This window comes from Trichococcus pasteurii (assembly GCF_900112935.1).
GTDB classification, from domain to species: Bacteria; Bacillota; Bacilli; order Lactobacillales; family Aerococcaceae; genus Trichococcus; species Trichococcus pasteurii.
The window spans coordinates 19,886-33,207 of sequence record NZ_FONM01000014.1 but is presented as its reverse complement, the minus strand read 5'-3'; the positions used below and the strand labels follow the sequence as shown (position 1 = coordinate 33,207).

General features: G+C 47.0%; 13 protein-coding genes. 9 read left to right on the top strand and 4 right to left on the bottom strand.

The window, feature by feature from the left end; all coding sequences use genetic code 11:
* Positions 1-92 precede the first annotated feature (92 nt).
* The 3 genes from BM184_RS11215 to BM184_RS11205 form a co-directional block, all read right to left on the bottom strand.
* Positions 93-1,538 carry a glycoside hydrolase family 1 protein gene (locus BM184_RS11215; RefSeq protein WP_086943057.1) on the bottom strand — a complete coding sequence of 482 codons (1,446 nt, stop codon included), beginning with the start codon at positions 1,536-1,538 and terminating at the stop codon, positions 93-95.
* 53 nt (positions 1,539-1,591) lie between these two features.
* On the bottom strand, positions 1,592-3,073 hold the full coding sequence (locus BM184_RS11210; RefSeq protein WP_086943058.1) for a glycoside hydrolase family 1 protein: 1,482 nt from the start codon (positions 3,071-3,073) through the stop codon (positions 1,592-1,594).
* Positions 3,074-3,182: 109 nt separating this feature from the next.
* Positions 3,183-3,911 carry a MurR/RpiR family transcriptional regulator gene (locus tag BM184_RS11205; protein ID WP_177208637.1) on the bottom strand — a complete coding sequence of 243 codons (729 nt, stop codon included), beginning with the start codon at positions 3,909-3,911 and terminating at the stop codon, positions 3,183-3,185.
* Positions 3,912-4,131: 220 nt separating this feature from the next.
* Between BM184_RS11205 and BM184_RS11200 the strand changes: the two genes are divergently transcribed.
* The 3 genes from BM184_RS11200 (at position 4,132) to tnpB (ending at position 6,121) form a co-directional block, all read left to right on the top strand.
* The gene (locus BM184_RS11200) at positions 4,132-4,377 is read left to right on the top strand and encodes an AbrB/MazE/SpoVT family DNA-binding domain-containing protein (RefSeq protein WP_177208636.1); all 246 of its coding nucleotides are present in this window, start codon (positions 4,132-4,134) and stop codon (positions 4,375-4,377) included.
* A complete protein-coding gene (locus BM184_RS11195) occupies positions 4,371-4,709 on the top strand; it encodes a type II toxin-antitoxin system PemK/MazF family toxin (protein WP_068562347.1) in 339 nt (112 codons plus the stop codon). The genes BM184_RS11200 and BM184_RS11195 overlap by 7 nt, the downstream gene beginning before the upstream one ends.
* Before the next feature lie 332 nt (positions 4,710-5,041).
* Positions 5,042-6,121: an IS200/IS605 family element RNA-guided endonuclease TnpB gene (gene tnpB, locus BM184_RS11190; RefSeq protein WP_086943061.1), complete on the top strand. Its 1,080-nt coding sequence runs from the start codon at positions 5,042-5,044 to the stop codon at positions 6,119-6,121.
* A 153-nt stretch (positions 6,122-6,274) separates the two neighbouring features.
* Here the strand turns inward: tnpB and BM184_RS11185 are convergent, their stop codons facing one another.
* Positions 6,275-7,126 (bottom strand): VOC family protein, encoded by an 852-nt coding sequence (locus BM184_RS11185; protein WP_086943062.1) that lies wholly within the window; start codon positions 7,124-7,126, stop codon positions 6,275-6,277.
* 288 nt (positions 7,127-7,414) lie between these two features.
* On the opposite strand from BM184_RS11185, the gene dnaX reads away from it, so the two are divergent.
* The 6 genes from dnaX (at position 7,415) to BM184_RS11155 (ending at position 13,203) form a co-directional block, all read left to right on the top strand.
* Positions 7,415-9,361, top strand: coding sequence for a DNA polymerase III subunit gamma/tau (gene dnaX / locus BM184_RS11180; RefSeq protein ID WP_086943063.1), 1,947 nt, complete (start codon positions 7,415-7,417; stop codon positions 9,359-9,361).
* A 67-nt stretch (positions 9,362-9,428) separates the two neighbouring features.
* Entirely contained in the window at positions 9,429-9,743 is a 315-nt protein-coding gene (locus BM184_RS11175) for a YbaB/EbfC family nucleoid-associated protein (RefSeq protein WP_086943064.1), read from the top strand.
* Between the two features lie 118 nt (positions 9,744-9,861).
* Positions 9,862-10,458 (top strand): recombination mediator RecR, encoded by a 597-nt coding sequence (gene recR / locus BM184_RS11170; RefSeq protein WP_086943065.1) that lies wholly within the window; start codon positions 9,862-9,864, stop codon positions 10,456-10,458.
* A gap of 36 nt (positions 10,459-10,494) precedes the next feature.
* Positions 10,495-10,806: a YaaL family protein gene (locus tag BM184_RS11165; protein WP_086943066.1), complete on the top strand. Its 312-nt coding sequence runs from the start codon at positions 10,495-10,497 to the stop codon at positions 10,804-10,806.
* Positions 10,807-10,945: 139 nt separating this feature from the next.
* Positions 10,946-11,386, top strand: coding sequence for a MarR family winged helix-turn-helix transcriptional regulator (locus BM184_RS11160; RefSeq protein WP_086943067.1), 441 nt, complete (start codon positions 10,946-10,948; stop codon positions 11,384-11,386).
* On the top strand, positions 11,383-13,203 hold the full coding sequence (locus BM184_RS11155; RefSeq protein WP_086943068.1) for an ABC transporter ATP-binding protein: 1,821 nt from the start codon (positions 11,383-11,385) through the stop codon (positions 13,201-13,203). Before BM184_RS11160 ends, BM184_RS11155 begins: the two co-directional genes overlap by 4 nt.
* The last annotated feature ends 119 nt before the right edge of the window (positions 13,204-13,322 follow it).

The window sequence follows — 13,322 nt, the reverse complement described above, 5'->3', positions numbered from 1 at the left end:
TAAGGGCACTCCTTATAACATAAGGCGCTATTATATCCATAAGCAAAGAGGGTGTCTCATTTTAGTTTGAGACACCCCCTTGTAAGTTCTATCTATAGTTCTTCTCCATTTGTAGTAATTACCTGCTTATACCAATCAAATGATTTTTTCTTGCTTCTCGCTAAAGTACCATTGCCATAGTCGTCTTGATCAACGTAGATGAAACCGTAACGTTTAGACATTTCAGAGGTACTTGCACTAATTAAATCGATACAACCCCAGCTTGTGTACCCAATAAGATCTACACCCTCTTTGATTGCTTCTTTCATTTGCTCAATATGTGCACGCATATAATCAATACGATAATCGTCGTTGATTGAGCCGTCTTCCTCTACTTTATCATAGGCTCCAAGTCCATTTTCTACGATAAACAACGGTACTTGGTAGCGATCGTACATTTTCTTTAGGGTAATACGCAATCCTTTAGGATCGATTTGCCATCCCCAATCAGATGACTCTAAATAAGGGTTTTTCACACCACTGAAGAAGTTCCCTTTTTCCTTCTTCTTATCAGGTGCTCCGCTAGCAACCATTGACATGTAGTAACTAAAGGATAAGTAATCTACTGTATGTTGCAGTAAAATTTCTTCATCGCCAGGAAGCATGTCAATCTTAATATCATTTTCTTCAAAATAACTTAACATGAAGCTTGGATAATACCCACGAACCTGAACGTCAGTGAAGAATAGATTCATTTGATCCTCTTTCAGTGCTTCTAAAACATCATCCGGACTGCAAGTTTCAGGATATACTTCCATACGAGCTAGCATACAACCAATCATGGCATCAGGGATCATTTCATGACAGGCCTTGACCGCTCTGGCACTTGCTACAAACTGATGATGTAATGCTTGATAAACCGCTTGTTCCTTGTGTTCTACCTCGTCTATAAGAATACCACTACCAATATATGGAGACATCGTTGAAACATTGATTTCATTGAACGTTAACCAGTATTTCACTTTTCCTTTGTAACGATTAAACACCGTTTCTGCATAATGAACAAAGTATTCAACTACGCGGCGATCTGTCCAGCCATTGTATTTTTGAACTAATGTAAGTGGAATTTCATAGTGTGATAACGTCACAAGTGGCTCAATTCCATACTTCAATAATTCATCGAATACTTTGTCATAGAAAGCTAACCCTTCTTCGTTTGGCTCCCTGTCATCACCATTTGGAAAAATACGAGGCCAAGAGATGGACATACGGAATGTTTTGAAGCCCATTTCTGCAAATAGTGCAATATCTTCTTTATAATGGTGGTAGAAGTCGATACCGCGACGTTTCGGGAAGTTGTCGCCACCTTTTCCTGCTAAAAGATCTTCTAATTCTTTTTTGCTTCTGACATCCATTTCAATTTCATTTCCACGCTCTTCTTTTGGTACAAATTGAACCATATCAAAAATGGAAAGTCCTTTACCACCCTCGTTGTAAGCTCCTTCTAATTGGTTTGCAGCCGTAGCTCCACCCCATAAAAAACCTTTTGGAAATGTCATATCCTATTCCTTCTTTCGACTTTTTTCGTTTCTGATTTTAGTATAAATTAGTTTTACAAAACTGCTCCATTAGTTTCAATTACTTTCTGATACCAGTAAAAGCTATCTTTTGGTGTCCGGTCAAGACTCCCATGACCTTCATCGTCCATATCCACATAGATGAAACCATATCGTTTACGCATTTCACCAGTCCCCGCTGAGACAATATCAATACAGCCCCAAGTGGTATAAGCAATTAAGTTTACCCCGTTATCAACAGCATCTGCCATTGCACTAATGTGAGCGCGATGGTAGTCAATACGGTAATCATCATGGATTGAGCCATCTTCTTCCACCTTGTCAAAGGCACCTAGACCATTCTCTACCACCATCAGTGGTAATTCATAACGATCATAGATTTTTTCAAGATAGTATTGAAGACCAACGGGATCATGCGCCCATCCCCAATCCGAATAGGTCAAATAAGGATTTTTGGCCCCGGTTGAGAAGTTACCAGAAACCATTTCTTGATCTGTGTGTGTGGTAATATTGTTAGACATGTAGTATGAGAAAGTATAGATGTCAACAGTCCCATTTTTAAGGTCTTGAAGATCTTCCTCCGTGATATCGAGCACAACATTGTGCTCTTTCCAGAGACGTTTGGCATAAGTGCCGTATTTACCTTTGGCTTGGACATCACCACAGTAATAGATACCGGATTCCCACTTGTGTTGGTTGGCCAAAATATCAGCCGGATCACAGGTTCCAGGATAGAATGTAATCCCACAAATCATGTTGCCAATTATAAAGTCTGGGTTGATTTTATGCCCTAATTGCACAGTTTTAGCCGAGGCCACGAATTGATTATGCAGGATTTGGTAGCCGTCTTGATACTCTGCATCAGACGCTGCGCCACCAAACATATCAAGGAACATAGTGGTATTATTGATTTCGTTAAAGGTCAGCCAATATTTAACCAAATCTGTGTACTCATTAAAGATTGTCTCCGCATACTTTACATAGAAATCAATGAGTTTCCGGTTTGTCCAGCCACCATAGTTTTCTTCTAAAGCAAGGGGTGTGTCAAAATGCCAAATGGAAACCAAGGGTTCGATATTGTATTTGCGGCATTCTTCAAAAACTGAACGATAGAAATCAAGACCCGCTTGGTTTGGCTCTTTGTCATCACCATTGGGAAAAATCCGGGCCCATGAGATGGATAAACGCAAAATTGAGTAGCCCATTTCAGCAAACAACTTGATATCTTCTTTGTAGCGGTGATAAAAGTCCACTGCTTGGTGGTTGGGATAATATTCATCATCCAAAACAGCGAATTTTGCTCCTTCCGGAATCTGGCCAGTATGTCCCATTGAACTTGCTTTCCCTGGATTCCCATCTTTATCGATATAAGTTACAAAACGGGGTGAATCAACCGAGCCACCAGTTGTGACGTCTGTTTGCACAAGTCCACGCCCATCTATGTTGTAAGCACCTTCTGCTTGATTAGCAGCTAGGGCCCCGCCCCATAAAAAACCTTCTGGAAATGCCATATTCATTCCTTCTTTCGACTTTTTTTGTTTCTGATTTTTATTATAATTTAGCGATGCAAAAAAAACTGGTCAAAAAGAGACCAGTTTGAGGCTAAGAAGAATGTTACTATTGGGATCAATGGAACAATACATCAAACAATCTTAATAAGGTTTGGCTACTGACAGCACTGTTTTCAATTTTTCCGCACTGTAAAATTTCATCAAATAAATTTGGATGTTGATGCGGCTTCGAGAAGGTAATCAGTAAGCTCTTTCCCTTTGTCCTTTTAATTTTTTCAAATAAGAGGAATTCCTCTGACAGTAATTGTCCCTGTATGGAAATAGTGATGATCATATCTGCCTCTGTCAATGTGTCCAGAGCATCCATTTGCTTGAAAATATTTGTATTGCATTCACAAAATTTCCCTGCAAGAAGTATTTTTTTTTGTAACTCCAAAGCTTGGATCTGATGCTTTTCAAAACCTAATATCACAACTCTGCGGGAGCTGCTGATTTGTTTTACGATCCGCTCAATCTGTTCCCTTGGGATATTCTCAATTATTTCCACGTTTTCCTTTAATTGCGCTATAAACCTTTCTCCACTCAGATCAATAGCGTTCTTTTCAAGAGGTGCCCCATTCTTAATTACAGAATTTCTTAAGTTTGAAAAATTTTTAAAACCAATTCTTTTGCAGAAACGATTAATTGTAGAAGGGGCTACATTGCAGACATCTGCTGCTGTTTCTAATGAAAATCCCTCGATTTTATGAAAATTTTCGAGCAACGTTTTCGCTATATGGTAGTTGATATCCTTATCAAGAGAATTGTTTATGTATGCTAAAAGATTATAAATCAATGTTTCCACATTTCCCACCTCAAGTGAATCATTCCTAGTATTTGATTGAGAATACCGGTTCTCCAATTTTTCAACTTAACTGCTGCGTTGGTTGGACAACCCCTGTATTATTTTACCATAGTTCAAGAGACACTGTTCCAATGCTGGCTCGTAATTTAAAGAAGGTGAGCGGATGTGTATACAAAGTAGATACTTTGGTGGTAAGATGAACTCAAAGAAAGGGGGCATTATGATGCTGCAATTACCTGTCAAACAATGGGGGAACAGTCACGCAATCCGCTTGCCTAAAAGTGTGTTGGAAGCACTTGAAGTAGAGAAAGATGATGAACTGAATGTAGAAATTATCAATCATTCAATTGTGTTGACCAAAGCCGAAAAGGAACTGACTTTTCAAGAACTGTTCAAAGGTTACGACGGAGAAAAATTCACTGCAGAATTGCAAAGCCTTTCGCCAGTGGGGAATGAAAAATGGTAAAACAAGGAGATATTGTGAAAATCAATTTAGACCCCAAACAAGGGCATGAGCAGCAAGGATATAGACCGTATATCTGTTTGAGCTATCATGGGGTCAGTGACTATGCTAATGTGGCTGTATTTGCTCCCATTTCAAATACGGAACGCAATTATCCTTTGTACGTGCCATTAAGAGGCACAGAGTCTTCAGGAAAAGTTTTGCTGGATCAATTGGTAACAATCGATTATAACGCGAGGAAATATAGTTATGTCGAAACCGTACCAGAAAAACTAATCGATGAACTGCTGATGAAAGTAAAAGTCATCTTTCAAAAAAACGAAAAAATTGTATGATGAAGCTCAATGCTCACCTCTCACACTTTCCGAAACCTAGGGTGTACTCTAAAAACTTTATGATTTGGTAATTTTTTCGATTATATCCCAAAAAAAGCGTAACCGACGAGAGATTTCCGCCGGTTACGCTTTTTGGATATAATTTAACGTTTTTCCGAAAGAAGTCTCCCACTTCTAAGCGTTTCGGTGCGAAGCACCAGTGAAAGTGGGAGATGAATTTCGGTTCACCATAGGTGAAAGTTACTTTTTCGTTCTGTTGGCAAGGCGTTCTCTCACCTTTTGCCGAACCTACGTTCGGAGGTGTATAATGAAGCCAAAGAGGTGAAAACAAAATGCTAAAAGCTTACAAATTCAGGCTCTATCCGACGGAAATCCAAAAGGCATATTTCGCAAACTGTTTCGGATGCGCCCGTTTTGTCTACAACCGAATGCTGAACGACAAAATCGAACACTACAAGGAAACGAACCAGATGCTGAAAAATACGCCGGCGCAGTACAAAAACGAGTTCCCTTTTCTGAAGGATGTGGATAGCCTCGCTTTGGCGAACGCCCAACAAAATCTGGAAAAAGCCTACAAAAATTTCTTCCGCGATAAATCCGTCGGTTTCCCGAAATTCAAAAGCAAACACAAATCTAACGACTCCTACACCACCAACAACCAGGGAGGGAACATCCGCATCGAAGACAACAAAATCAAACTGCCGAAAATCGGCTTCGTCAAAATCAGGCAGCACCGGGATTTTGATGGCCTCATCAAATCCTGCACGATTTCCATGACGAAGACCGGCAAATACTTCATTTCCATTTTGGTTGAGCAGGAAGTTCCCGAATGGGTGCCGGCGGAACACAAAATCGGCATCGATCTCGGCATTTCCGATTTCGCCGTCACCACAAATGATGCCGACGAATCCGTGAAACATGCGAACCCGAAATGCCTGTACCGGTCCGAACAGAAAGTCAAGAAAGCCCAACGCGCCTTGTCCCGCAAGCAAAAAGGCAGCAAGAACCGGGAAAAGGCACGCTTGGTACTGGCCAAAAAACACGAAAAGATTGTGAACCAACGCAAGGACTTCCTGCACAAACTCTCCGATCAAATCACGGACGAAAACCAAGTCATCGTGATCGAGACGTTGCGGAGTTCGAATATGATGAAGAACCACAAACTTGCGAAAGCGATTGGGGATGTAAGCTGGTCCGAATTCTGCAGGCAATTGGCGTACAAAGCCGAATGGAAAGGCGGGACGCTCATCAAAGCGGACAGGTTCTATCCTTCCAGCCAAATCTGTTCCGCCTGCGGTCAGCGCGACGGCAAGAAGGCCCTGCACATTCGGGCATGGACCTGTCCGGAGTGCGGCACCACTCACGACCGGGACATCAACGCCAGCAGGAACCTCTTGGTCTTGGCCAAGTAAAAGAAAAACCATGAGGCAGGTACTGCCTTTTGAGCCTACACCATATCCATTCCCTCTGCTTTGCAAAGACATACGCAGGTAAGGAAGGAGTTCGTAGGAAGCTCCCACTTCAAGCGCAAATCCGCAAGGATTAGCTAAGTGGGGGTAGTTCACTTACTCGCCTTGATGAATGACAGCGTGGATTTCGATGCCGCTGTTGTCTTTGAAGATAAGGGTGTTGTCTGTATTTTCGAACGCAACCTCTGCCTGAACCAGTCTGCCTTTCAGCGCCTCATAAGCTGCCTTGTCGGCGACTACCCAAGTGAAGTAGGCCAAGCCTGGTTGTTTTTCATCAGCGGCAGGCAGCTGTTTTCCTGCCCACATATTCGAGCCGATGTGGTGATGGTAGTTTCCTGCGGCGAAAAACTTCGCTTGTCCGAAGAAGTCGGACTTCAAGGAAATGCCGAGCACATTTTCGTAAAATTGTTGGGTTTCGACCAGATCATGGACGGTCAGATGGACATGGCCCATGATGGAGCCGGCAGGGATGCCGTCATAAATTTTGACCATCGCCCCGATTACACCATCCGCATCCATTGCTTCCGTGACGCCTTCAATTTTCCCGTCCGGACGAACATCCCAAGCCGACTGTTCTTTGTCGCGGTAGACCTCGATGCCGTTGCCCTCCGGATCGTGGAAGTAGATGGCTTCGCTGTAGCCGTGGTCGCTGGCGCCCTCCAAATCATATTTATTCGTCAGCAAATGATAAAGGAACGATCCCAAATCCGCACGGGTCGGCAAAAGGATCGCCAAATGGAAAAGTCCGGTCGTTCTTTTGCGGTTGGATGGTGTTTGTAATTGGATCAATTCGACCAATGGCGTGTTGTCTGCGGCAACCCCCAATACAACCGAGTTTTCTTTTTCTTCCATTAAATCCAAGCCCAGCGCTTCCTGATAGAATTGCGTCATTTTCTTCAAATCATTGACTTTCAAGGCAACTCTGCCCAAATTCCAAAATGCTGTCATGTTGATTTTCCCCTTTTTGATTGTATTTGTTATCTAGTCGTTTTCCGGATGGAATAGTATCACAAATTTAATTAATACGAATTCGAACTATTCGATAGATTCACTATAAGGCACGACTTACTTTTTGTCAATTATTATTGTTTCCTCGTTTTGTGTAGGCTGGAAATCCTCAAAACCAAGCAAAATCCGAGCTTATATTACACAGGAAAGCCGCAGAGTGATGCCTTTCTATTTTACTGTTTTTCCCTTATAATAGATGGACGAAGCAAAAGTGAAAGAGGGAAATGGATGAGCTATCAAGCACTATATCGGGTCTGGCGCCCGCAGCGGTTCGGAGACATCGCAGGTCAGGAAGCGGTCACGCAGACGTTGAAGAATGCCTTAATACAGGGGAAAACGAGCCATGCTTACCTTTTCACCGGGCCGCGGGGAACGGGTAAGACGAGTGCAGCCAAGATTTTTGCGAAAGCCATCAACTGCCATCATCGCGTCGACGGGGAGCCGTGCAACGAATGCGAAACCTGCCGGGCCATCACCGAAGGACGTTTGAACGACGTCATCGAAATCGATGCCGCCAGCAACAACGGCGTGGAAGAAATCCGCGACATCCGCGACAAAGCGCGTTATGCGCCGACCCAAGCCGACTACAAAGTCTACATCATCGATGAGGTCCACATGCTCTCGACCGGGGCCTTCAACGCGCTCCTGAAGACGCTGGAGGAACCGCCGGAAAATGTCATCTTCATTTTGGCTACGACGGAGCCGCACAAGATTCCGCTGACGATCATTTCGAGGACGCAGCGTTTCGACTTCAAGCGGATTTCCTACCAGGACATCATCAACCGGATGGCCTATATTCTGCAGGAGGAGAAAATCAGTTATGATGATCAGGCGCTGCATGTCATCGCGCGCTCCGCGAACGGCGGGATGCGGGATGCGCTCAGCCTGCTTGACCAAGTCATTTCCTACGGCTCGGAATCGGTCACTTTCGACAATGCAGTGAAGGTGTCCGGCAGTCTGACTGAGGAAATGATGATTTCCTTCTCGGGCGCGTTGCTGCATGAAGAGACCGAAACGGCGCTGCAGCTGCTGCAGGAAATTCTCAGTGCCGGCAAAGAAGCCGGTCGTTTTCTTGAGGAGATGATCCTGTTTGCGCGGGATGTGCTGGTCTATCAGCAGACAAAAGGCAAGGCCTTTGCGGACAATACACAACAGTACAGCGAAGCTTTCCAGACTTTCTCGCAGGAAGCACCGGCAACGTTCCTCTACGAAATGATCGAAGCCTTCAACCAAACCCAAGGCGAGATGCGCTTCTCGACGCAACCGGACATCTATCTGGAAGTATTGGCAGTGAAGCTGTCCCAGCCGCATGCCCAGGCAACGGCAACAGCGGCAGTTCCGAGCACACAAACGGCGCCTAGCGGAGAAGTCCAGAGGCTGGCGCACGAATTGGAGCTCGTCAAAAAGGAACTCGCGAAGCTGCAGGAACTGATCGCTTCCGGGAACCTTACCGTTTCGCAGGAAGGTGCCAAAGCGGCGCCTGCCAAAAAGGAAACCGCCCGTCAATCGAATACTTCAGCCGGCTTCAAGCCGAATATGGGCCGAACCTACCAGATTTTGGGCGAGGCGACGAAGCAGGATCTGGCCAGGGTCCGCGATTTCTGGACGGACATCCTGGACGTGCTCTCGGTCACCCAGCGCGCCGTACTGAAGCAGGCCAATCCGGTGGCGGCGAGCCCGACCAGTTTCATCCTGGCGTTCCAGTACGATATCCTTTGCCAAAAAGCGACGGAGGATGCCGAACTGCAAGCGGCCGTGGATGCCGCGACGCAGCGGATGCTGCAGCGTCCAGGCGAATTGGTGTGCTTGACCGAAGAGCAATGGACGTCGGTGCGACGCAACTTTATCCAGAACCGGAACGGCAGCCCGGCTGCCGGTTCCGATGGCGAACCGAAGCAAGCTGCGCCAAAACCTACGGCACAGCCGGCTGCTCCAAAACAGCAGGCAGCAACAACGGTCGATGAGACTGCGGCGGCCGACCTGGATCTGCCGCCGGAACCGCCGATGCCGGAAATGGAAGACGGCTTCCGCGGTGATTACCATCCCGGGAATTTCGCCGATGATTTTGCGGTCGAAACGGATCCGATTGTGATCGAGGAACAAAAAGAACAGGAAGTCGTCGATCAGGCGCTGAGCCTTTTCGGAGACGAAGTCGTAACTGTCGTCGAGGACTGACGGCGTTCGAAATGAATACAAGCTATGAAAAAAAACTAAACTACACACACAGAGAGGGAGTCATTTAATGCGAGGCGGAATGGGAAATATGCAAGGCATGATGAAACAAATGCAAAAAATGCAGAAAGAATTGGAGCAGTCACAAGCAGAACTCAACGTAACCGAGTTTGTCGGTGCGGCATCCAATGATCTGGTCAAAATCACGATGACAGGCGACAAGAAAGTCACCGATGTTGTCATCGCACCCGAAGCGGTCGATCCGGAAGATGTGGAAATGCTGCAAGATCTGATCCTGATGGCGACTAATGACGCATTAAGCAAGATTGATGAAGCAACGAAAGCGAAATTGGGCAAATTTGCCAATGCGATCCCAGGCTTCTAAGCCAGACCGTAGGCAATAACCAAAATGAATGAGGGGAGCGAGGGTGAGACAAGTCGGGCAGTGTTGACTTTAGTCCCAGCCTCGTTTCTTTTGAGAGAAGAAAAGGGGATTTTTCGAGATGCAATACCCAGAACCCATAGCTAAATTAATCGAGAGTTTCATGAAATTGCCGGGCATCGGGCAAAAAACTGCAGCCCGTTTGGCCTTCTTCTGTCTGGACATGGACGAGGAGGCTGTGCTGGCGTTCGCTGATGCGCTGATCCGATCAAAAAGGGATTTACACCAATGCGCCATCTGCGGTAATATTACCGAATCAGATCCATGCAACATCTGTTCGGACAATACACGGGACAAGTCCATTATCCTGGTGGTCGAAAATCCCCGCGATATCATGTCGATGGAGAAAATCCGGGAATACCACGGTTTGTACCATGTGTTGAACGGCGTCCTTTCGCCGATGGAAGGTACCGGACCGGAAGATCTGAACATCGCCAGCCTGATCAAACGACTGCAGGATGAGACCGTCAAGGAAATCATCATCGCGACGAATGCGACAGCCGAAGGGGAAGCGACAGCGATGTACCTTTCGCGCCTGATCAAGCCGGCGGGCATCAAAGTGACGCGTCTGGCTTACGGCCTGGCGGTCGGCAGCGACATCGAATACGCGGATGAGATGACCCTCTTCCGCGCCATCGACGGGCGCCGGGAACTGTAACAAGGGCAGCAACAACGGGGGGAACGAGGAAAAAAGATGGCATTCCATTTGAACAGCGCAAGCAAGAAGCAAGGACACTTAAAGCAGAAATACGACGAAAAACTGGTCGACTTGATCAGCGATGTCCATCAACATTACACCACCTTGGCTCAAATGCAGCAGAATGCCTATGATTTGCCGGAAGAGTTGCGTATCTTCGAGAAGATAGCGGAAGCGAAATATCTGTTCCTGCTGCGTGAAGCCAAAGAAAGACAAATCCAAGCGGACATTTCCGCACCGAAAAAAGCCAAGCAATTCCGTTGGCGCAAGCGGACGAACCGCGCGGAAGACATTTTCCATTCGGAATGACAAAGAACCAGACCGGCGGCGGTCTGGTTTTTTTATCGTTCAAAACGATGCTTAGGCATTTTTGTTGCAAAATAGTTAGGTACCTAATATAATGGGGGCGAATGGATAGGTACCTAACTATCTGGAGGAGGAAATCATTATGGAAGAACAAAATAAAGATGTCATCAGCAGCGCGATGAAGCTGATGCGCACGCTGCGGCGCAAGGAGAATCCCGCCAAGCACGAATCGCGAGGAGCGGGAAGGCTTTTGCGGGTATTGCAGGAAAACGACGGGATGAGTTCGCGGGAATTGGCGGACCGGATGGGGATCCGTCCGGCTTCCTTGACGGAAATGCTGAACCGGCTGGAGGCGGACGGGATTTTGACGCGTCAGCCAGATCCGGCCGATCAGCGCAGGAACCGGATTTTTATCCAGGAAAAGGGGTATGTTTTATTGAAGAAAATGAAGGCAGTGCGCCAAACGGAAAGGGAGCACATCAATAAAAGCTTGACGCTGGCTGAGCAGGAACAATTTGTTGCGCTCTGCGAAAAACTGACAAAATCCTTGGAGGACTTCAGAAACCAAGCGGGTGAGCAATGATGGGCGGCAACGGGTTCAAAGGCGGCCGCGGCGGTTTCCTGACGGAGGAAGAAAAACAGAACAGCCCCAAAATCACGGCGCCGTTACTGAAGCGGATGTTCAGCTATCTCATCCCTTATTGGAAACAGCTCATCGTTTCCGTGCTGGCGATCATCACCTCGTCGGTATTCGGAGTGTTTCCGACGATTCTGACGGGCCGCATCATCGACGAAGGCCTGTTGCAGCAGGACCTGCCTGTGCTGATTCGTCTGATCGGGCTTTCGTTCGGTGTGCTGATCATCGCCAATCTGATCAGCATCGTGGAGAGCTATGTCAATGTCTGGATGGCGGAAAACATCACTTATGATATGCGCAATAAGATGTACAGCCACCTGCAGCGGATGTCGCACCGGTTCTTCACGACCAGCAAGCAAGGCGACATCATCACCCGTATGACCAGTGATATCGGCGGCGTACAGAGCGTGCTGACGGGCACGTGGACGAGCATCCTGCAGAATTTTGCGACGTTGACGGTTGCGCTCGTCACGATGTACACGAAAAGCCCTTTGCTGGCGACGATCGGCATCGTGGTGGTGCCATTGTTCATATTGCCGACGAAGCGCGTTGGCAAAAGGCGTTGGGAAATCACTTTGGAGTCGCGGAAGCACAATGACGACATCAACCAGATCCTGAACGAAACCCTCAGCGTCAGCGGCCAATTGCTTTCAAAACTGTTCGTCACGGAAGCCTACGAATTCGACCGCTATCAGGAAGCCAACAAACAGATGATTCGCTTGAACATCAAGGAAAGCATGGCAGGCAAGTGGTTCCGGGTAGTGATCACTGTCTTCACGAACATCGGCCCGATGCTGATCTATCTGGTCGGCGGGATCCTCATCATCGAATACGGCAATACGGATTTGACGATCGGGGACATCACTGTCATGGTGGCGCTCCTGGGCAGGATGTACGGACCGGTCAATTCCTTGTTGAACATCCAAGTCGATGTGATCCGTTCGATGGCGCTTTTCGACCGTATCTTCGAGTATTTCGATCTGCCTGTGGAAATCGACAACGATCCAGAGGCGCTCAAGCCTGAGTCGTTTACAGGCGAGTTGACTTTTGAAGAGGTTTCCTTCCACTATGATCTGCAACAGCCGATCTTGAATAACGTCAGTTTCGAACTGAAGCCGGGATCATCCGTTGCCATCGTCGGGCCTTCTGGAGCGGGTAAGTCCACCATCATCAACCTGATTCCGCGCCTCTACGATGTGACGGGCGGAAGGATTCTTTTGGACGGCGTCGACATCCGCAAACTCGATCTGGCCTATTTGCGCCAGCACATCGGAGTGGTGACGCAGGACACGTACTTGTTCAACGGTACGATCAGAGAAAATCTGCTCTACGCCAAGCCGGATGCAACGCATGCCGAAATCGAGAAAGCTTGCAGTGAAGCCAATATCCATGATTTCATCAGCGGACTGCCGAAAGGCTACGACACCGTCGTGGGCAACCGCGGCATGAAGCTTTCCGGTGGCGAAAAGCAGCGGCTTTCGATCGCCCGGATCATTCTTCGGAAACCTGGGCTGATCATCTTCGACGAGGCGACATCCTCCTTGGACTCCATCTCTGAGCACGCCATCCAGGAAGCGATCGAGCCAATCCTAGCCAAGAGCACGAGCCTGATCATTGCCCATCGTCTTTCGACGATCCTGTCGGCTGATGAAATCCTGGTACTGGAGAAAGGCAAAATCGTTGAACGAGGCGACCACGAAACACTCGTCAAGAAAGGCGGCATCTACACGACGCTGTATAACACCCAAATGAAGCAAACATAACAATATGAAGAGGGCAGCCCATGTGGAATGGAGCTGTCCTTTTCGGGTTTTATTTTCGGAAAAAGCCAACAACGGCAATTAATTGTTGCAAAATTGACAAAGCTATATCGGATTCATCT

Coding starts and splice junctions, on each gene's coding strand:
- BM184_RS11175 (WP_086943064.1), top strand. CDS start 9,429: ATGCGAGGCGGAATGGGAAATATGCAAGGCATGATGAAACAAATGCAA.
- BM184_RS11185 (WP_086943062.1), bottom strand. CDS start 7,126: ATGACAGCATTTTGGAATTTGGGCAGAGTTGCCTTGAAAGTCAATGAT.
- dnaX (WP_086943063.1), top strand. CDS start 7,415: ATGAGCTATCAAGCACTATATCGGGTCTGGCGCCCGCAGCGGTTCGGA.
- BM184_RS11210 (WP_086943058.1), bottom strand. CDS start 3,073: ATGAATATGGCATTTCCAGAAGGTTTTTTATGGGGCGGGGCCCTAGCT.
- BM184_RS11215 (WP_086943057.1), bottom strand. CDS start 1,538: ATGACATTTCCAAAAGGTTTTTTATGGGGTGGAGCTACGGCTGCAAAC.
- BM184_RS11155 (WP_086943068.1), top strand. CDS start 11,383: ATGATGGGCGGCAACGGGTTCAAAGGCGGCCGCGGCGGTTTCCTGACG.
- BM184_RS11160 (WP_086943067.1), top strand. CDS start 10,946: ATGGAAGAACAAAATAAAGATGTCATCAGCAGCGCGATGAAGCTGATG.
- BM184_RS11195 (WP_068562347.1), top strand. CDS start 4,371: ATGGTAAAACAAGGAGATATTGTGAAAATCAATTTAGACCCCAAACAA.
- BM184_RS11200 (WP_177208636.1), top strand. CDS start 4,132: ATGATGCTGCAATTACCTGTCAAACAATGGGGGAACAGTCACGCAATC.
- tnpB (WP_086943061.1), top strand. CDS start 5,042: ATGCTAAAAGCTTACAAATTCAGGCTCTATCCGACGGAAATCCAAAAG.
- BM184_RS11165 (WP_086943066.1), top strand. CDS start 10,495: ATGGCATTCCATTTGAACAGCGCAAGCAAGAAGCAAGGACACTTAAAG.
- recR (WP_086943065.1), top strand. CDS start 9,862: ATGCAATACCCAGAACCCATAGCTAAATTAATCGAGAGTTTCATGAAA.